The organism is Dyadobacter psychrophilus (genome assembly GCF_900167945.1).
GTDB classification, from domain to species: domain Bacteria; phylum Bacteroidota; class Bacteroidia; order Cytophagales; family Spirosomataceae; genus Dyadobacter; species Dyadobacter psychrophilus.
In genome coordinates, this window is sequence record NZ_FUZA01000002.1 from 1,029,585 (window position 1) to 1,050,782 (window position 21,198).

Annotated in this window: 13 protein-coding genes; 1 reads left to right on the forward strand and 12 read right to left on the reverse strand. The window is 46.3% G+C overall.

The window, feature by feature from the left end:
- Positions 1-183: 183 nt before the first annotated feature.
- From B5X68_RS11230 to B5X68_RS11240, 3 genes are all read right to left on the reverse strand, one after another.
- A complete protein-coding gene (locus B5X68_RS11230) occupies positions 184-2,589 on the reverse strand; it encodes a TonB-dependent receptor (protein ID WP_082214762.1) in 2,406 nt (801 codons plus the stop codon).
- A 96-nt stretch (positions 2,590-2,685) separates the two neighbouring features.
- Positions 2,686-4,875 carry an outer membrane beta-barrel family protein gene (locus B5X68_RS11235; RefSeq protein ID WP_170916630.1) on the reverse strand — a complete coding sequence of 730 codons (2,190 nt, stop codon included), beginning with the start codon at positions 4,873-4,875 and terminating at the stop codon, positions 2,686-2,688.
- 145 nt (positions 4,876-5,020) lie between these two features.
- Positions 5,021-6,088: a helix-turn-helix domain-containing protein gene (locus tag B5X68_RS11240; protein ID WP_082214764.1), complete on the reverse strand. Its 1,068-nt coding sequence runs from the start codon at positions 6,086-6,088 to the stop codon at positions 5,021-5,023.
- 393 nt (positions 6,089-6,481) lie between these two features.
- Between B5X68_RS11240 and dgoD the strand changes: the two genes are divergently transcribed.
- Positions 6,482-7,630 carry a galactonate dehydratase gene (dgoD, locus tag B5X68_RS11250; RefSeq protein WP_082214766.1) on the forward strand — a complete coding sequence of 383 codons (1,149 nt, stop codon included), beginning with the start codon at positions 6,482-6,484 and terminating at the stop codon, positions 7,628-7,630.
- A 23-nt stretch (positions 7,631-7,653) separates the two neighbouring features.
- Here the strand turns inward: dgoD and B5X68_RS11255 are convergent, their stop codons facing one another.
- From B5X68_RS11255 to B5X68_RS11295, 9 genes are all read right to left on the reverse strand, one after another.
- Complete coding sequence (locus B5X68_RS11255; protein ID WP_082214767.1) at positions 7,654-9,501, reverse strand: outer membrane protein assembly factor BamB family protein; 1,848 nt, start codon at positions 9,499-9,501, stop codon at positions 7,654-7,656.
- Positions 9,502-9,511: 10 nt separating this feature from the next.
- Positions 9,512-11,200, reverse strand: a complete 1,689-nt coding sequence (locus tag B5X68_RS11260; RefSeq protein ID WP_082214768.1) for a RagB/SusD family nutrient uptake outer membrane protein — start codon at positions 11,198-11,200, stop codon at positions 9,512-9,514.
- A gap of 18 nt (positions 11,201-11,218) precedes the next feature.
- Positions 11,219-14,827: a TonB-dependent receptor gene (locus B5X68_RS11265; RefSeq protein ID WP_229208368.1), complete on the reverse strand. Its 3,609-nt coding sequence runs from the start codon at positions 14,825-14,827 to the stop codon at positions 11,219-11,221.
- A gap of 126 nt (positions 14,828-14,953) precedes the next feature.
- Complete coding sequence (locus B5X68_RS11270; protein WP_082214769.1) at positions 14,954-15,841, reverse strand: FecR family protein; 888 nt, start codon at positions 15,839-15,841, stop codon at positions 14,954-14,956.
- A gap of 113 nt (positions 15,842-15,954) precedes the next feature.
- Positions 15,955-16,473: a sigma-70 family RNA polymerase sigma factor gene (locus tag B5X68_RS11275; protein WP_082214770.1), complete on the reverse strand. Its 519-nt coding sequence runs from the start codon at positions 16,471-16,473 to the stop codon at positions 15,955-15,957.
- 110 nt (positions 16,474-16,583) lie between these two features.
- Positions 16,584-18,473 (reverse strand): heparinase II/III domain-containing protein, encoded by a 1,890-nt coding sequence (locus B5X68_RS11280; protein WP_082214771.1) that lies wholly within the window; start codon positions 18,471-18,473, stop codon positions 16,584-16,586.
- A gap of 41 nt (positions 18,474-18,514) precedes the next feature.
- Complete coding sequence (locus B5X68_RS11285; RefSeq protein ID WP_082214772.1) at positions 18,515-18,709, reverse strand: hypothetical protein; 195 nt, start codon at positions 18,707-18,709, stop codon at positions 18,515-18,517.
- A 30-nt stretch (positions 18,710-18,739) separates the two neighbouring features.
- Entirely contained in the window at positions 18,740-19,915 is a 1,176-nt protein-coding gene (locus B5X68_RS11290; protein ID WP_082214773.1) for a PepSY-associated TM helix domain-containing protein, read from the reverse strand.
- A 32-nt stretch (positions 19,916-19,947) separates the two neighbouring features.
- Entirely contained in the window at positions 19,948-21,186 is a 1,239-nt protein-coding gene (locus B5X68_RS11295; protein ID WP_141110269.1) for a DUF4374 domain-containing protein, read from the reverse strand.
- Positions 21,187-21,198 lie beyond the last annotated feature (12 nt).

The following is a 21,198-nucleotide window of genomic DNA, read 5'->3' on the forward strand; positions in this document are numbered from 1 at the left end:
TAAATTACTGGAAATCAATGGGTATTTTTGAGTATTGTAAATGAAAGGAAAAGAATTTAATCCACGATATATTGTCGACCAACTGCGTAAAAAATAGAGGAAGTGAAACCGCGGTTTGAGAGGCTCAACGGTTGTCTACTAATCCCGTCGTTGCTCTACTACTTTTGAAGTGAAGTAAAATCACTAGTTATTGCCTTCGCCGCCTTTTTTGTCATCATTGCTGATCCGCTTTTTCTGACGCGGACCACTCGTCATCTGGCCGAATTCATATTTCAGATTAATCCGCCAGCCGCGGCGATACATGGCTACATCCTGGATTTGTACAAAATTAGGCCCAACAAAATCGTTTCGCCATTTGATCCTTCTGTTGAAAGGATTGTCGTAGCCAAAACCAATGGTGCCCTTCTTTTTGAACACTTCTTTTTGCAGCACCATGTTATAAAATCCAAAGGCGCCATATTTTCCCTGCAGATTAACACGTGCAGAATTATAGAATCCAAAAAGCTGTGCCTTGATCCCTTTTCCGAAGTCAATGCTGGAATTGAGGTTGATCCGATACATCCAGTCCGCGTTACGGGTTTTTAGCTCTTCACTTTCCAGCACATTGTAAAATACATTCAATGAGCCGTTTACACTCCATTGTTTGATAATCTTCGTGTTAGCGCTCAGGTTTAAGCCATATGCTGAATTCTGGGCGACATTCTGAAAGATCTGTGTCAGTACGCCGCTGGTGTCCACGGTGTTGATGCTTTCAATGGCGTTGTTCGTCTGGCGTAAAAAGAACGAGGCGTTAAAGCTAGTTTGTTTAATGGAAACGCTGTAATTAGCTTCAATAGAATGCGTTAGCTCAGGTTTGAGATAAGGGTTTCCGCCATATCGGTTTTTAGAATCAGCTTGATTTACGTAGGGATTCAGGTAATAAAATTGCGGCCGTTGGATGCGCTGCGTATAGCTCAGCCGCAGCTGCTGGTCTTTTTTAATGCTGCGTGACAAGCTGACACTGGGGATCAGATTTCCATAATTATTTGAAAATGAAGCTGTACCATTCAGGAAATCGGCCTGAATGAATGTATGTTCGTAACGCGCCCCCAGGTTAATGCCCCAGCGTTTCTTGGGCATCCGGGTGTATACAACATATGCCGATGTCACTTGCTGCGCATAGTCAAAGATATTGGCGAGCTCGGGCATGTCCCTGAAATCGGTTGAGCCGTCGGATGCGCTGGAAATACGGTAATCACTCAGGATCTGGCGGAAAATGGTTTTCGAGCCCAGTTCAAGCGTGCTAATGCTATCGAGCGGATTGGTAAAGTCCAATTGAATCGTGCCCTCTTTGTTGTTACTGATGTTATAACTTTTCTCCCGATAGTAAACTGTATTCTCGCGGTTGAGCAGGTTGGACCAATAATCACTGTCCTCTTCTTCGAACGAGTACATCATCAACAGATTGATTTCTTTTTTCGGCTTTTTAAACAAGCGCGTATAATCGAGATTCACCGTGGCGCCTGCCCAATCGTAAGTGCGGCTCATATCCCGCTGGAAATATTGCCTGACCGTTCCCAAGCTGCTTTCTGTGAACTCAATGTCGAAAAAATTAGTATTCGCACCGTTGTAATAATTGAGGCCCGCACCGATCCGGTTTAGCGAATCCACATCCCAGTCAACATTGACAGTACCATAGAAATTTTTCCCTTTTCCGGTAATCCTTTGCGGCTGATCCTGGTTGGTGATCGTGTCGCCATTTGTGAATGAGCGGCGCAGTTGCATAACACGCTTATTTTTCCAATCATTAAAACCACCGTTCGCAGAAATATTGATAGCTTTCATTCGGTGATTAATGCTCGCGTTTTGCCAGTTGTTCCACTGCCCGAAATTCGGGCTCACCGAGCCGCTCGTGCCGCGCAAAGTGTTTTTCTTGGTAATAATATTAATGATCCCCGCAGTGCCTTCGGCATCATATTTTGCTGATGGAGAAGTAATTACCTCCACTTGCTTGATAATGTCTGCCGGGATTTGCTTCAACGCATCCGAAACGCTGCGCGCTACAATGCTCGACGGCTTATTATTGATTAAAACCTTGATATTGGAACTGCCACGCAACTGGACATTCCCCTCAATGTCCACCGCAACGGACGGTATTTTTTTAAGGACATCGGTCGCATCACCGCCTTTGATACTGATATCTTTTTCAGCATTGTAAACCATGCGGTCAGCCTTTTCCTCAAATAATGCTTTCTGCTCAGTAACAGTTACTTCACTCAGATTTTGAACTGTTGGGGCGAGTTTGACAACGCCTAGTTCGATGTCTTCGCCGCCAGCAGTGACGTTGTCTACGGTTTTGGCAACATAGCCCATCAATGAAGCCTGAATCGCATACGCGCCCTTCTCCACTTTATTAAAAATAAACCGCCCCTTGGAATCAGAATTGACACCCTGAATGATCTTTCCATCTTTCAGGAGTGCTACGGTTGCAAATTCAACTGGTTTGGCCGCTGTGGAGTCTAATAATAATCCTGAAATCTTGATTTTTTGGGCATAGGAAAGGCAAATGGTGGCTGTAAGTGCAGCGATCGTAAATAAAAATTTTCTCATGGCTAGGAGTTTGGTCTCGTCGTATCGCAATGACGATTCAACTGGGAAAACGTTGCAGATTCCCACCTATTTTTTTCAGCCTGCCAATGTGCTTTATTAATTACCAGCCCGTCCTTCTTCGACGTTAGTTCTGCTTTTCTTAATGCTGTAATCCGCTTTTCCGAAGTTGTAGGTTAATGTTAATGCCACGCGTCGGGTTTTAAAGCGGTGTGTAAACTGGTTGTCAATGATTGATTTCTCGCGAAAAATGAGACTGTATTGGTGCGTGTAAAAAATATCGTAAACATTCAACTTCGTGCTCAGCTTCCCGCTTCGCCATGATTTTTGTAAACCAAGATCCAGGTTACCCTGCGATTTGGCAATGTACAAGCTGCTTCCGCTTCTTGATTTATAACGATAAGTCGCGTCCAGCGTAAAACCATTTACCAAATTGAAAACCTGGCTGCCATTGATCGTAAAATCCGTAACGCCGATCGCGTAGGTTTTGCCGAGGTAGGGCATTTCCTGTTTGTTATAATAAATCAGCACATTGTGCGTCGCCTTCCACCATCTCGAAATCGCCAAAGTGTAACTCGTTTCCAGGCTCGCAAAGTCGCTAAACGGCAGATTCATGCCGAGATAAAGCAAGTCGTTTGTCACCGGATTATATTCAGGATAGCGAACCATAAAGTCCTTTTCACGGCCTAGGGACAAGATTGTGCTCAATTCTCTAACGCTGTAAGATAATTGAACTGAGCTAGTAACGGACGGGCGGAGGTTTGGATTACCGACCCGATAGTTTAATGGGCTCAGATAAAAACGGAAGGGATTCAACTGGTCAAAGTTTGGGCGTGTGATGCGCTTTGTAAATGCTAAGCTAAGCCGCTCGTCGTCATTGAAAGCATACGAAATATTAGCACCGGGAAGCCAGTTGAAATAATCTCTTTTCAAAATTGTCTCTTCCGTAACAGCATTCGCAATGGTGCGGGTTTGCTCCGTTCGCAAGCTCATATTTACATCCAATTTACTGAATTTGTAAACATAGGAAGCATAGGCGGCGGTAATGTATTCCCGGTAAAGAAAGCGGTTTGTACGTCCTGCGTCGGGAGCGAATGTCCCATTTTGAGCCAGGGTATCATATTTCAAATCATTGTTTGTTGCGATAGCCACATATTTGGCACCCGCTTCGAGCGTTGCCTTTTTTAGGTTTTTGATATAATCCAACTGCACATTTCGAATCGTGATGTCGTTTCTCAAAGCTGTTTTCCAATAACTTCTCAGCGCTTCCTTAAACACATCCCGGATCTGAATGTCCTCATTCTGCCGGTTACCGATCTTCGCTAGCGATCCGAAAAGTGTCAGTTTCCCATTACGCAATGCAATGTCGTAACTGCCGTTCACAGAATAATTGCGTTGTGTCGGAGCCGACCGGTTTTCTGTTTGGTTGATCCCGACCGTATTTTGTTTCAGCGAATCGGCAAAAGTCAGCGTGTTGTGTGCGTCCAGCTTGCGGTTAGCATGGTAAGTTTTCAATGTGATTTCCAAATGCTGGTTCTTGCCGAGCGCATAATCGGCGCCCAGCTGTACCATTGGATTGTTATTGAAGGTCCTAGTCCAGGTGTTGGTGGTCATGTAATTTTTGTTGGCAAGCCGTTGCAGCGCGTCGTATTGATAGTAATCGTGGCCCAGCAAATAGCTTCCCCGAAGCGTATAATTAACCTTTTTTGTTTTGTAAGCAAGATTCAGGCTGTTGTCAGAAAGCGCGTAAATGTTCTGCCTGAAAGTCGTATTTAAATTGCCCTTCCAACCCACTGAAAGATCGCTTTTGAGACGAATATCGATGATTGCTTTGTAACGGCCATCGTAACGGGAAGACGGATTGCTGATAATTTCAATGGTCTCGATCTGGTCTGGGTTCAGACTATTCAGATATGCCTGCGATTCTTCGGGGCTCATTTCCACCGGTTTGCCATTGATGAAAATCACCGGATTGTTTCGTCCGGAGAGCAGCAAAGTTCCGTCGGGATTGACGGCTACGCCGGGTGCTTTTCTCAAAATGTCCATTGCGTTCGCGGACGTTTTGAAAATGCTGTTGCCGGCAATGTTCAGCACCATTTTGTCGGAATGATATTGTACAGCGACTTTTTCGCCCCTGATGACGACCGAGTTTAACAAGATCGAATCCCGTGTCAGGGTATAACCGGCAAGGTTAGCACTGTCGGAGACGGCGGCGGGAATATTGATTTGGGCGTGAAGTGGTAATGTCCCGAAAAACAGGAAGAGGAAAATAGTAATGAATTTGAGCATGGCTAACATTTGAAACTGTACGCGGAATTGAACAGCTCAAATGTAGGCTCGGGATATTGGAGAGGAGTTTAGACTTCTGGTTTCAGGTGTACGGATTTATAAATCTGCACACATTGAAATTCGTAAATTCTTGTTATTCAAGTGTTTAAAAAGCAGAGGTTTTGCTCAGCTTTTCTTTGTAGGAAAGAGGGGTGGTGTTTTTTATCCTTTTAAATGCCGTGTAAAATGTGGATTTTGAATTAAAACCAACCTCATAACCGATGGCTTCCAGCGAAAACGGACGGTTCGCTTCCATCATTTTGCAGGCTTCCTGAATGCGAAAAGCATTAATGTACGATGTGAAATTTTTGCCACCGTGATCATTCAAAATCTGGGACAGCAGGTGAGGAGTTATATTGACGGCCTTGGCCAGTTCGCTTAATGTAAGGTTTGGATTTTTAAACAACTCCTGGCTTTCCATGAGCTGGTCCAGTTTTTGTAATGATGCAGAGGCCTCGTCGAAGCTGATTTTTTTAGCAGCCGTTTTGCTGGCATTCAAAGCAAACGGATCTTCCTTTCCCTTCAAAAAATACATGAAAACCATGCTGTAAAGCACAAACGAGAAAATAAGCGCGCCACCGAAATAAGTGTTGTACATGCGACCGAAAAACAACGCCATTGCAAACGAAATGAACACGATTACATTCGCAGAGAAAATAGCCAGAATCCATTTTTCTGCACTTTTAACATTGTTTTTTGTGATCAAATTTGAAATCAGCACCCTTAGCTGAAAACCCGATGCAATGATATAAGCAAGCCAAACTGTATAGATGATTTTGGCAAAATATTTATTCCAAATCGCCGGATAAGTGGCGTACGGAACCAGGATGCCAGTCACAACGATGATTCCCAGTAAAACTGCAATCTGTATTTTCCAGCTATTCGGCGCCTTAACCGTTTGTTGCAATGTTGATTTTATAAAATAAAGCAACGCAGGACCGATCAAAAAGCACGCTGACAAGCCAATTTGCAAGTAAATTCTGGGCAGGGCAGGATTGAAATAAGCAAACACCGACTTGCCGATCCGGATGCTCAATGCCAGCAGCAAGCACCCAAGAAAAAAGCTGGAAAGATTTCGTTTTCTAAACAGAAAGAGGAAGTAAACTCCCAGAATAAGGCCATTAAAGGCGCCAAGCGCACCAAAGAAAAACAGGATGTATTTACCCTCATTCATGGACACTCGGAAGTTTGGCTAATGATGCAGAACAAATATAGCCCCGGCAGGAGCGAATTACAAAACCTCAGATTGATGAAATCTTCTCGTTGATGAGAACTTGCAAATCAGCACAACCGCAAAATCCCGGAGGGATGAAACATCATGCACGTCGTTTCATCCCTCGGGGATTTGATTTTCATTATCATTGATATTTTTCTACCGATATTATATCCCTCCGGGATTTTTTTCAGTATTAATGCTTTTTTCTGACGTCCTGCCGTCTCCGAAATTTTATCGCTCTGCTTTTTTAAACCTTTGCCAAAAACCAATCCATTATAAAATCCCCGTCCAACACTTTCATCAACAACAGGAATATGTTTCCTTTAATGCACCATTAATTAATTGTCAAAAATGAAAATTAGAAGTTACGAGCTTTTTCAGGTGCCGCCTAGGTGGTTATTTCTTAAAATAGAGACGGATGAGGGGATTGTTGGCTGGGGCGAGCCTGTTATTGAAGGGAAGGCGGCGACGGTGAAAGCGGCGGTGATTGAGTTGATGGATACGCTGATAGGGAAAGATCCGATGGACATTGAAGGGCATTGGAACACCATGTACAGAGGCGGTTTTTACCGCGGTGGGCCTATTTTGATGAGCGCGATTGCGGGCATCGACCAGGCGCTTTGGGACATTAAAGGGAAATTTTACAATGCACCTGTCTATCAGCTTCTTGGCGGAAAATGCAGGGATAAGATCAAGGTTTATTCGTGGATTGGAGGCGATAGGCCTTCGGATGTAGCGATCGCGGCGAAGTTGTCGCTGGATAGCGGCTTCAAAGCTATCAAAATGAATGCAACGGACGAAATGCAATACATTGATTCCTACGAAAAGATCGATCTGGTTTTGCTCCGGGTTGCTTCTATCCGGGAGGCGGTGGGTTATGCTTTGGATATCGGGGTTGATTTTCATGGCCGCTTACATAAGCCGATGGCGAAAGTTTTGGCAAAAGAATTAGAGCAATTCAGGCCGATGTTTATTGAAGAACCGGTGCTGCCAGAAAACAACGAGGCACTTCGCGAAATTGCCAATCATACATGCATTCCGATCGCCACGGGCGAAAGAATGTTCAGCCGCTGGCAATTCAAAGAGCTTTTGACACAAGGATATGCAGACATTATCCAACCGGATTTATCGCACGCCGGAGGCATTACCGAATGCAAAAAGATCCTTTCCATGGCTGAGGCTTTTGATGTTGCAGCTGCACCACATTGTCCGCTGGGACCCATTGCGCTGGCTGCGTGCCTGCAAGTGGACGCAACTTGCCACAATGCATTTATACAGGAACAAAGCCTGGGCATTCACTACAATCAGGGAAATGATCTGATGGATTACCTGGAAGACAAAACGGTTTTTACTTATGAAAACGGCTTTGTAAAAATCCCTTCTGGTCCTGGCTTAGGCATTGAGATCAACGAAGATCAGGTGCGTAGAATGGCCGAAGTGGGGCACAATTGGAAAAACCCGCTTTGGAAACATGAAGACGGAAGCGCTGCTGAATGGTGATTTCCTGAAATGTTCAGGCACGATTAGCGCGATTTTAAAAGGGCAATCTTCCCGTCCATGGTCGTAACCAGCACTTTGCGTTTACCAATAGGCGTTATGCCACTGACGAGACCATTGGAGATTTTATGTTTCCAGATCGTTTCCCCGCTGCTCCGGTCAATGGCGCAAACCATTCCGGAGTTGCTGGGGACGTAAAGAATGTTGTTGGTTTCGACCAAGGCCGTTGGGGAAATTTCGTATGGGAGTTTCAGTTTCGCCTTCCAGCTCAGTTCCATAGAATCGGCTTTGGTAGAAATGCCATAAATGTCGCCGTCCATGGTTTTGACAAAAACCAGGCTGCTGTCTGACGAAAGTCCGATGGATTCACGCACACGCACGGTTGGGATTTGTTTGCGCCAGATTACTTCGCCGGAAGTAGCATTAAGCGCGGTCATAAAACGGTCTGGTGCAACAATGAAGACGCGGTTCCCGGAAGCGACGGGATAAACAGCTGCTGGTGAATACATTCTGCTAGCAGAACCGTTGTTCCATTTCCAAACCAACGCACCAGTTTTCAAGTCAAGCGCATAAAAGTCATTGGCCCAGCATCCGAAAAAGATCTTGCCCTGGTAAATCAATGGCTTCGTGACTACGAATCCTTTTACATCTTTGAAGTCCCAGATTAATTGCCCCGTTTCCAGGTCCAATGCCCGGAAATGTCCATCCGAGCCGCCTGTAAAAACATTGCCGTTCGCAATGACAGGATTGGCAACAATCGGTTTTTCAGCGCTGAATTTCCATTTGAGCTTGCCGGATTTTATATCAACACAATAAATATTTTTGTCACTTGAAGTAATGACAACGCTTGATCCGGATGCGGCGGGAGTGGAGTAGATCTTTCCGTTGGTTTTGTATTCCCAAAGTTTCCTTCCCTTTTTATTCAAAGCAAACAGCGCGCCTTTTGTATCAGAACATAAAATGACTTTGTTATGCATGATTACGCCTGAGCCTATATCGCTGTTATCCTGATAGTTCCACAGCATTTTGACATTCCTGAACTGGTCGTTAACAGCATAGGACGGCCGGTAAAACTTTTCAGTGCTTTTTGAAAACTGGTGGTCTGTTAATGTTACTTCCTTCCATTGTTTAAGACTGTCGGAGAATGGTCTTTTTATCTCAAACGAGGCTTTTCCTTCGCTGATGGTGACAATGTTGTAACCGCCGATTTCTTCTTTTGCTCTCAGATTGGAGCGTCCCATCACGCCCGGGATTTTTTCAAAATCGAATGCTTTGTTGCTATGCCCGTGGCCGCACAGGATCAGCTGCACATTGTTCTTTTTCAATCTGTCCAATGCATCGTACCAGTTGTTGAGCGCTGAATCCTGAGGATAATGGTTGAGGTAAATGACGGGCATTTTTTGATCGGGGAGCTTGCTTAATGTGCTGTCTAGCCATACCAGATGTTCCCTCGGAACCTGACCGGGGCCCATGCGCATATTGGGCCCCGAAGCTGTTCCAAGAAATGCATAACCTTTGTGCTGAAAATAAAAAGATTCGGCACCAAAAATCGTTTTGAAGCTATTGCTCCCGCTTTCCGACCAATTGGAGTCGTGATTGCCGGGGACAACGTGCCAGGGTTTTTGCAAACTGTCGAGAATCGCCTTGGCCAATTTAATTTCGTCATCCGAACCAAATTCCGTAATGTCTCCAGTCACGACGACGAAATCCAGCGCCGGATTGGCATTAATATCCTTCACTGTCCGCATGAGATCCTCCGCGCCTGTGGAGCCGCCAACGTGCGTATCGCTGACAAAAGCGAACTTGAAATTTTCATTTTGACCAAAACAAAACGGAGCACTGCATAGCAACAGGCAAAACGCGAAGTATCTCATAATCTGTTAATTATTCCCAGCCCGGATTTTGTGTAAGTTGTGATCCGGCATCCTGATAAAGCTTGATCTGGTCCAGTGGAATAGGGGTCAGGTAAACTTTCGGGCTTTCAAATAAACGTTGCGATTCAGGCTTGGATGCGGGAATAATGTAACCTTCGGCAGCACCGCCTTCAATGATCGCATCGGTGTTGGGATAATCTGCTTTCTTGATCCACGCGCCCCTGTTAATGTCTGCGTTCGCCTTTGTATCAGAATATTCCAGCTTTTTCCAGCGGGTAAGGTCATTTAATCTAAAACCTTCCATCATTAACTCCACACGCCGCTCACGGCGTATTTCCCAGATTAATGCAGGCACTGTTTTGTCGCGTTTGGGATCGTCATACACTTTTCCGTTCACTGCCGGTAAGCCGCCCAAAACCTCCAAAGGCGGCAAAGCGATGCCCGGACGTGCGCGCAACATATTAACCGACGCATCCAGATCTGCCTGAACAATGGCACCCAATTCCGCAGCAGCTTCGGCATAATTGATCAAAACTTCACCATAGCGGATAACCGGGCCGTCTGTCTGGTTTAACGAACCGCTTCCTTCCGGCAATTCTTTGGTTTCCTCATTCAGGAATTTCAATGTTGCATAGCCGCTCGAAGCTGCGTTCGGCGCATATTTGCTCACGCGCAAGGCATCCACAAATGTGGACGTAATGCGCGGATCGCGGTTAGTCATCACATTTTTGATTGTTTTGTCACCCAAATACAGTGGCGAAACAGTGATAGGAAGCCCATCTTTTGACAAATAACTTTCAATAGCATTTTTGGACGCTCCGGATTGCGGTTCTTTGTTGTTATAGCTGTTTAAACTGTGCGTAAGCTGGCCGGTTTCATATTTTCGATACAAAATCATTTCCTTAGAACCGGCTAGTGTAATAGACGAAAACAACGAACGATAGTTTTCCGCAATCGAATAGCGACCCGACTTAATCACTTCATTAGCAGCCCATTTTGCGGCTTCCAAGTATGTTTTCGCTCTTGCCTGATCAATGTTGTGATATTTGAGATAAGTCCCTTCAAACAGAAACACGCGTGACATAAAAGCCAGCACGACGGATTTATTTACAGTCAAACCTTTTTCCCCATCATCGGCTCGCACATTTTCGGCAGCAAACTGGAAATCTTCCAAAACCTTGTCCATCACTTCTGTGCGAGGCTGGCGTGGTTTGTATAATCCGGCTACGTCGGTTTCCTTCAATGCTTTATCATAAAAAGGCACATCGCCGTAAGTCCGCACCAGGTCATGATATTCCATGGCCCTGAAAAACCGCGCGATCCCTGACCAATGCGCAATGGCTTCCTGCTCCATAGGAACGGTCTGGATGCGGTCCAGGAAAAGATTCGCCTTTCTGACCCAGGTGAAAGTCCAGGTGGTGGAGGTTGCAGGGATGTTTTTGGTAAACTGCGTTGGGCTTAGCGGGGCAAAATCATCATTTAATGTTTGTCCCGTAAAATATCTGCCGAATGTAAAACCTGAGCCGTACGCTGAAAAATAATTAGGATAAAATCCCCAGGCAAAGGTTCTTACATTCTTTTCATTGGTCCAATAACTGTCGTCCGTGAGCGCATCCAGCGGTTCGCGGGTGAGGAAATGTTCCTTACATCCCGTAATAGCAAGCAGCGAAATGGAAAGGATGAGAAATATCTTTTTCATAATGACTGTGTTTTTAGATTAGAATGTAAGTTGAAGACCCATAGAAACACTTCGGCGATAAGGATAAACCCTTCCAAAAGTCGCGCGATCAATCGTCGAGTTACGGAAATCAACTTCTGGATCGATAGGAACGTCGAGATTGTCAAACTCAAATAAATTCTCCCCGTTCACATAAATCCGCAGGTTCTGCATCCTGATTTTCTGGGTCAGCCGCGCTGGCAAACGGTAACCGAAATTCACACTTTTCATTCTCAGGTAGGACATATCGAGCAGATATTTGTCCTGGATCAGGAAGTTCTGCGTGTTGTTGGATTGTCCTGTATTTGTAGGTCGCGGGTAAAATGCGTCTTGCCGTTCAGGTGTCCAGTAATCCATCTGATGCGCATACATGGCATCATTAGGATTATTTCCGGGAATAAAAATGGAGCCGGAAGCCCAGAGATCACGCTTGCCAACACCCTGCATGAATATATTCAGATCAAAACCTTTCCAATCGGCGCCTAAGCGGATTCCGTATTGATAGCGCGGCGTCGTATTTCCGATCACTTTCAAATCGCCGTGATCGTCCAGGCTGCTGCTGCCGGTGAAAACTGTTCCATCGCCATTCAGATCTTTGTATTTAATGTCACCCGGGCCATAGAAGAATGTGCCCGATTCGTGCTTGGTCTGATTAGGAATGCCATCTTTGAGAATGTAATGACCGGCCGCGTCTGTGATCAATGTGCCATCCGTGTTTTGCTGGAAGTCATCGTTCCTGAAAAAACGGTCTGTTTCGTAACCCCAGATCTCGCCTAAGATTTTGCCTTTATAATTTCCGTTGACCAAATTTCCGTCGAACCTGGTGATCTTCTCTTTGAAATCAGACAATGATAAACCTACGCTGAAATTGAAGCCGCTTGCCAGACTTTGCCGCCAATCGAGTGCGATTTCCCAGCCGGTTGTCTGCATTTCACCATAATTTCTTCTCGGAGGCGTTGCTCCGAAGCTGCTCGGAAGCACAATTCCGCCCGTGATCATATCGCTTGTGGTGCGTTGATACCAGTCGTATGTGACGGCCAGGCGGTTATTGAAAAGGCTTGCGTCCAGACCAAAATCCAGCGTGTTGATCTTCTCCCAGGTGAGCGAAGGCGGCACGAGTGAGGGCGTGGCTACGGTAACCATGTTGCTCGTCCCAATCCACCAGTTGGAAGCAGAAGATGCCATAGTAGGACGGAATGTTGTGCTGCCTACGTCCGTATTTCCCAGTGATCCCCAAGATCCGCGAATTTTCAGATTGTCGAGAACCGGCTTGCTGAATGACATAAACGGCTCGGCAGTAAGCACATATCCCGCTGAAACAGAAGGGAAAAACGCCCATTGGCTATTGTCGGGAAAGAATGATGAGCCATCGTAACGACCATTCACTTCGAATAAAAACTTGTCATTGAATGTGTAATTGATCCTTCCGAAATAACCCTGCGTAGCCCAATGGCCCCTGAAACCATCCACATATTGATCGCCCGTTGCGAGCGGCAACTCTCCATGCGTTTGATCCAGCAAGCCGCGCCTTTCGGAGGATTGGCCCCATCTTTTGAATAAATCCAGGTCCATACCCGCCAGGAATTTCAGCGAATGCTTTTCCACATCTTTGGAATAAGTGGCAAACGCTTTGAAAGTGTGCATTTCATTCCAGTTGGAGTTGTATTTGACCCGGTCGTAAGTGGCGCTAGTGTAAGCTTCGTATTTCAATGGCACGCCGTTCCACTGGTTCCAGGCCGTAACCGTTCCGCCGACTTCGCGAATGTGGTCGTTGGTGTTGGAATAGGTGTAATTGGCATCAATAGTAAGGTCTTTCGCCAGCTTAAACTGACCGCCAACTGTTGCCCGGATGAAATTGGAAGAGTAATTGATCATATTGGCCTGCTGAACTTCCGTAACCACATTCCGGAACGGCTTGCCTTCGTAAGTGCCATACGGGTAAACCGAATGCCAGCGATACAAATAATAAAGCGGGTCATAAGTTGTTCCGCCAAATGAGAATGGACTTTCCGCTACGTTTTTGGACAGTAACAGTTTGGCATTCAGGCTAAACCATTTGTTCAGATCAGAGTTTATGCTGAATGTGCCGCTATACCGTTTGAAAAGGTCTGTTTTTTCTTTCAAAACCCCTTCCTGGCCCATATAACCCAGGCTAACATTGTAGCTGGTTTTGTCGTTTCCTCCGGTAAAGCCCAGATTATGATTGCTTTGCGGTGCCCACTTGCGCATATACATGTCTCCGGCATCCCAGGGGCGGTAAAAATAAAGCCGTCCGTCCTTAATCTCGAAATCGCGGCCAAGCACCATTTCGTTGCCCAAATCCTGGCCGCCATATTGCGCTTCCCAATCCCGGATTTTTTGAATGCTTTCGTCTGTAAAATACATGCCCACCGTTCCGAATGTGGTTGCCGATGGGTTATTGCGTTTTGCTGCCAGCAATGCATATTCCGGTCCGTCAGCCGCCGGAGCGAGCTTTGGCGTGTTTGTTGGCGTGCTTTGTGAAAAATTGGTAGAGTAAGAGATTTGATTTCGCGTATTTTTCTTTCCTGATTTTGAAGTAATTAAAACAACGCCCCACGCGGCACGACTTCCGTAAATGGAAGTGGAAGCTGCATCTTTCAGCACCGATATGGATTGAATGTCGTCCGGATTAACGAGTAGCAGGCTCTGAATTTCAACATTATCCAATAGTATAAGCGGCTGGGCTCCATTGCCGGCATTGAGCGAACCGACCATTCCGCGAAGGCGGATCTGCGGGCTGCTGCCCAGGTCGCCGGTTGTTGTTGTAATGGTTAATCCCGGAACGGCGCCTTGCAAGGCCCGGCCTACATCCGTCACAGGCCGCGACTGCATGGTTTTGTCTACATCAACCGTACTGACCGCACCAGTTAAATTGGCCTTTTTCTGCGTTCCATAACCCACTACTACGACCTCGCTCAGGCTTTTCGTGTCTTCCTTTAATGCAATTGCTAGCTCGGTATTATTTCCGACCGGAACTTCCCGGGTTTGAAAACCAATGAAGGAAAAGATCAAAACGGCTGATTCTGAGTCTACCCTGATTTTAAAATTCCCGTTTTCATCCGTCAGAGAGCCGTCCGAAGTGCCTTTCACAAGCACACTTACGCCAGGCAACGGGCTATTTTCTGAATCCGTAACCTGACCTTTAATGAGAATATCCCTCGTTATCTGAACCGAAGGCGCTTGGCCCGAGGTCAGCGGGCGGTTCGTGAGGCTTTCCAGTGCTCCCGGCTGATCGCGGGTTTTGAAAACCACAATACTTTCCTCCGTTTCCCTGAAAGAGTAGGGGGTGTCGGCTAAAACCGATTCCAGCACTTCCTTGACGCTCGTTTCCTGGAAATTACTGCTATGGATCTTTATTTTTCTGACCTCTTTGTTATTGTAGGAAAAGTCTATGCGACTTGCTTTACTAATTTTTTCAATGGCTTTTTCGAGCGAAACATCACTGAAACTGATCGTGACTTTTTTGCTCATGAGACGCTGACTGTAACCATTTTCCGCCAGCAAAGTCCCCGCCGTAGTAACCAACACCCCAAACGCGATCAATCCGGCCCTCATGACTCTGATTAGTTTAGTAGTTCTTCTTTTCATAAATTAGCTAGGTTTAGTAAACACTTATTAAACACGGCAAAAGCCGGGGTGTGGATCCGTCAAAATCAGCCCCCGGGTTTGTATTTATTCGTGCTGGGCCTGTTCGCGCAGGTCCAGCATTTTTTTTTACTGGCAGCCCTCTCCGCTTACGTTCACCTCCTTTCCGTTTATTTCGTAGCGGATCCCCTGAATGTCACTGACAAGGTCCATCACACTTTCCAGGCTCTGATGCGTACTAAACCGAATGCTGTTCTCGCATTCTTTAAATTTTTGCCTATCAAAGTGAATGCTCACCTGATAGGCATTTTCCACAGCTAATATCAAATCTTCAAAGCGCACTGACTTTAATATCACATTTCCCGATTTCCAGTCGACCGATTCGGTCGCTTCCACCAGCATTTCTTTTTCGTTTCCACTGTTTTTATCAAAAATCACTTCCTGGTCTTTTTCCAAAAGCGCAAGCGGTTCAGCACCGCGTGAAACAGCCACTTTTCCACTCACAACGGTCACAATTTCATGGGCTAATTTCGTATAGGCCTTCACTCTGAATGAGGTTCCAAGCACCCGTGTGTCAAGGTGGGAGCTGTGAACTGTGAATGGTGCCGTTGTGTCCCTTTTGACCTGAAAAAATCCTTCGCCTTCTTCCAGAAATACTTCACGGGTCTTCCCGAAGCTGGCCGGATAGCGCAAGACACTGGCTGCATTGAGCCAGACGTGCGAGCCATCGGGCAGGATAATTTCCCGCGTTGCACCTGTTGGAGCAGTTATGGTAATCATGTCCTCAGAGCCGGAATTATTTAAATTATATATATAAATCCCTGCTGCTGAAAGTATTATGAATGTCAGCGACGCGGCGACGGCATACCACTTCCGGAAAAATATATTTCGGTTTTTGTTAAAATTTAATGTTTTGTCGATCCGGGCTTTTATTTCTTCTCCTTTCGGTTCATGCTTGTTTTCACCGTCTGAAGGAGGTTCAAGTCCCAGGCTTTTATAGAGGTCGTCAATGTCCATTGAGTGCGATTTTTTATTGATCCCTTAAAACGCGGGATCATAAATGGTGCTGATAATGACATGACGGATGGCCGGGGCGGTGGTACTATGCCCGCCGAAATTTTTTCACATTTTTACAGATGCAGTTCTTTCAGCCGGAGCCGCCGGATGGCGTTGCTGATCTGGTTTTTGACGGTTTGGGGAGATAGGGAAAGCTTTTGGGCGATTTCTACCGTTGATAAATGCTCTTGCCGGCTTAGTAGAAAGATCTTCCGCATACCAGCGGGCAGGTTTTCCACTTCGGCCATCAACTGCTTTTCAATGTCATCCGACGCGACCGCATCGAAAAACTGGTTTTCATTCGCTGATGTTCGCTCCAGGATGTCTTGCTGAACACGCAAACGAAATGCTTCTTTCCGGTTTTGATCAATGAGCCGGTTGATCAGCATGGTGTGCAGATATCCGATAAATGTGCTGTGTATGGTTATTTCCTGCCGTTTGTTCCAGATGTCTACGAACAGGTCATGAACGAGGTCTTCGGCCAGCGAAGCATTATGCAGCTTTTTGAAACCAATGTCGTAAATCACCTTCCAGTAACGGACATACAGCTCATTGAAGGCGTTTCTGTCATCCCCATCCTTCAAAAGATTCATTAAAGCTATGTCTGATAAATCGTTCAAATGTTTAATGCGGAAAATGACGAGATAGGCAGAAAGGAAAATCGGACTCTAACTTATGCAAACGGGCATAGAATTACAACCACTTACTTCATTTTTACGGGCCAGTCTGACAGTGGCCTGGCGGATGGGACGTCTTTTGAAGTAGAAAAATATGCGCTGAAAGTGGCTTCGGAGTTGGCGGAAATGGTCGTTTCAAAGCCTACAAATTGCGTGTTTGGATTGGGAGCATCATAGTCGTGCGGAGGTTCGGTTGACCAGGTTTTAATGTCAATTTTAGCCTCTGTCTCAAAAATCAGGAACATCTTTTTGCCATTTTGCAAAAGTTCGACCGTTTTTTCATCAATGATGCGAACCGTTGCTGGTGTGAGCAAATTCCAGCGCATAGTAACCGGTTTATCCAATGTGGAGATCTCATCACGCACGATCACAAATTTCTCCTGTTCAATCAAAATCCCGCGCTTGACCGATTTAACCTGATTCTCATAAATCTGGGAGAGATCAGAAATCGCAGCCAGCTGTCTGGCCTGATCCGACCAGGCGTCTATTTTGGCATAACCCTTAGCATTTTGAAGCTCATTATTGAAGGTTAATGTGCTGTGTGCAAAGTTATTAAGCCTGAAAACCTGCCAGCGCTGTGAATTTTGGGCTGCATTCCAGAGATCTATTCCTTTTGTTTCGAGCGAATTGTAATCCTGCATTCCGAAATCCATGGCCCACCGCTCGCCCTGCGCATCAAGCACAAAAGACCCAACATCCATATGTGCGTGATTAACAGCAGGCGAGCCGGCTTTGAGACCAACGAAAATCGCGTTCGGATCTGTCCATGACGTGCGCATCATAGCAACCGGCGACGGGCCCTGACCAACCCAAACCTTTTCCGTCGGCGGCTTAATTGCGTCCAGATCCGTGTTCACGCCCCATACAAGCAATGCGGGAATGATGCGGTTTCGCAGAAATTCATCAGAAGTGCCTTCCAGCAGTTTTTTCTGGCTCCATAATAGGGAAGGATTTTTGTTTTTTTCGGCAAACCAGAATAATGTGGGGTTAAGTCCTTCCCGCAAACCGCTGTCACCCCAGTTATGCGCCATTCCGGTTGGACCGACCAGGTTTTCAAGAAACCCCGCCGTTTTCAAAAATCCCGGACTTTGGGATAAACCAAAATCCGTTCCCAGCGCTTTTTGCATGGCGCTGATTAGCAGCACATTGAAACTAGTTCCGTAACCCCAATAACTAAAACCCTCAGGATAAGCGCCGTCCGGTTTATATGATTTGATCATGGCGCGCGGTATGGATTGCACGGATCTCTGAATGATCTGGTTGGCCAAGGCCGGCTGATCCTCGGCAATAGCGAGTGCACCAAAAGAAATCCCCGCGTTACAAACCTGGTTCCAGTTATGCTCAGCCGTAACGAAATAATTGTATTTGCTATCCAGAGAAGGTTCGATGCCTTTTTTTAAGATCGCTTCTTTAATAATCCCCCTGCTTTCGGCTGATAACTGATCGAAAAGCCAGTCATAACCGATTGCCACGGCCATGGTCATTTCGGCGACATCCAGGAAATGTGTTGGATTCCAGTCTTCAAAAGCGGCAACGGTCAGCAGTTCCTTTTCTGCCCGTTTCAGATATTTGTCCTCTTTGGTGGTTCGGTATGCATAGGAAAGCATGAAAACGCGCCTCAGGCATTCCCTGGATTTGTCCAGCAATCGGCGTCCGATTTTGATCCGTTCCACGGGTGGAAGCGCAATGATTTTATCACATTCACCCAGAATTTGGGTATGCACATTGCCCCACTCAGGATGTTTCTTTATTTGGTCTACCAAAATCTGCTCTTCCCCTTTCAACAAAAGCAAACGCGGATGCGCCTTCCGAATCGACTGGATAGCATTCGAATGCGGCTGGGCGCCCGGCGCGCTTTGCTGAGCAAGTCCGGGAAAAGTGATAAGGAGAACAAAGCAGGCTAGGATCTTTTTCATAACACCAAAAGCGACAGACCCTGCCGATCATACCCAAGCAATCACCTTACTCTTTGCTTAACCTGTCTTTTCCGCCAGGGAACGAACCTGATCATGACCGCAACAGGAATACCCAGTGCCAACCACGAAAGAACATCCCATAAATCGTCGCCGGTTAATGCCGACAATAATCCAATCATTGAGAATACAGCTATAATAAGCGGCGTCCCCCAAACTTTCCAAAAAGTGCTTTCCATAAATGTCTGATATTGAATGGTTTCGTTGATTTAGTCGTTCTCTTTTTCAGCCAGGACGGTGAGGCTCTCGAAATCCTGTTTGTTGAGACGGTTAAGATGTGCCTTGGTTGCTTTGTTTCTGGCAAACCACAAGTACAACCCGCTGCCGAGAATCACAATCGTGGCAATATCAAAAATGGCCCAGATGATCTTTAACGGCAATCCACCATAGTCTCCAAAGTGAAGAGGCTGCGATACAAAAACCGTGTTCACATACCAGGGCATGTCGCGCATGTCGGTGAGTGCGCCGGTTTTGGCATCTACCAGCGCGGGCTTAATGATGCGTTTGGTCAACGGCGTGTTGCCCTTCATAAATATGGCGTAATGATGCTTACTGGTGAAAGGTGTGCCGGGATAGGCGACAATGGAAGGCTCCATTTCCGGCGCCGCCTTTTCTGCGACAGCCATGGCGCCATCCAGCGAACTTAGTTTCCCGGTTAGGGGCTGCGCATTTTTATACGGCGCTGTCATCTCCGAAAGCTGCCCCATTTGCCACAATCCCAGCACAACCTCCGACATGGTGTTGATCACCCCGGTAAGTCCTACAACGGTTCCCCACACGATGGTGACGATGCCGAGCAGGTTGTGAAGATCCAGCCATTTTAGTCTTGTGGATTTTTCCGTGCGCACCATTCCGAAGTTGAAACGCTTCATAATGGGGCTGTAAAGCATCATTCCCGAAATGATGGCGGCCACGAAAAGCAGCCCCATTAATCCGAGAAATAATTTTCCACCTATTCCCATAAACATATCAATGTGCATTTGTAGCATGATGTACATGAAACCTTCCTGCAAATTGGGCGCTTCCAAAACCTCGGCAGTACGGTCGTCCACGATGACGGTCGTGAAATTGTCCGGCGCCGCATTTATGGAATCCGACAAGCTGAAAGTGGTTGTGTTAGGTTCATGCTCATCCCAATAAATGTAGCGGACCACCTTTTTTGGAAACGCAACCAATGCCGCTTCCTGCAACTTGTCCAGGCCCACGGCCGCAGTGCCCAGGGGAAGTTCTTTGGCAAGTTTGGGTTTTCCTTCGAGCTCTTCAATCTCCTCATGAAAGATCAGCGGAAGCCCTGTCAGGCACAGCATCAGCAAGAAAAGTGTACAGATGAGGCTCGTCCATTTATGGATTTGAAACCAGGTTTTTACAGATTTTACGGAGCTCATGATTTTGTAGGTTTACCCGTTTAATGTTCTTATTAGTCAGCCAGTTTTGCGAAGCCCTGGATCGAGCCGTCGTGCGCAACTTTGAATGCAGAAGTTGCTTTGTTGCCGTCCACAACATAATAACCGTCCTCGTTTACAGTAGTTACAGTTGTGTTTCCCGAGTTGGTCACAGTCCCGTTCCTCACCCACAGGTAAACTTTGCCATCAATTTCTGTGATCGCCTGCTCATTGGCATATGCATAATCATGCAGCGGCATGCCTTCAATTTTGGTCACTTGCTGCGTTGTCATGTCATAAGTATAGTATTCAAAAATGCTTGCAGTCAGATTTGAATAGTCGGGTTTTAATGGAGTTGACGCCAATTCAAAGTAAAGTTTGCCGCCCTTGATCAATGCAGTTGCAATGGAATTGCCGGCACGGATATTCTGAGTTGTGAATTTCCAGGTTGTGTCAAAATCAGTTTCTCCTTTTTTGATACGAATAATGGTTGGGTTTACGAACTGCATTTTTCCCAAACCGGTAGCATATAGATACAATGCACCATCATCACCGATCGACCACATTTTGTTTCCGGAAGAACCCCAGCCAATGCTGCGCAAACCGTCGTATTTGATCGTTTTTTCGTATTTATCAGTCGCTATATCGAGCACTGCAAATTCAACCGTGTTGTAAAGATCGTCGCCATAACCACCTAATGCTGTGGTTCCATATGTGATCCCAACATATAATTTGCCTTCCTTGGCAGCCATCGTGTGCTGGCCTATTGACTGGTATTCGACACCCGCTTTTTTCAGGCTCGAAAGGTCGATTTCGCCGGTACGGAGCATTGTGGACGGGTTGAACTTTTGCAATTTAAGCGTGCCGCGCGTCGGATCAAGGTAATAGCCGGATGTCTCGTTCACAACCAGATACTGCGTGGAACCTGCGATAAACCCTTCGTCTTTGAGGCTGCCGTCCGCATTCATTGAATATTTCTGCAAGCCTTCATCCCCGGCTGCATTGGAGCGGTTGAACAGCCATTTTCCAAAAGTGCGGAAGCCGAAAGCATTGGCAACTTGCAAAGTTTTGGGGTTATTATTCTGGATACTGCCGGAAGGAAGGCCGTCCACAGGCGTCAGAAAGCCAGCGTCGAAGCGCGATGTGGTGGTCATTAGCACAAACTTTTCCTTTTCTCCCGGAGCCGGCGTATCCGGATCGTCGCTGGACGAGCAGCCAACGAAAATAGAGGCGGCGAAGAAGAAAAAAATGAATTTGAATAAACTGGTTTTCATAAAATTGGTTTT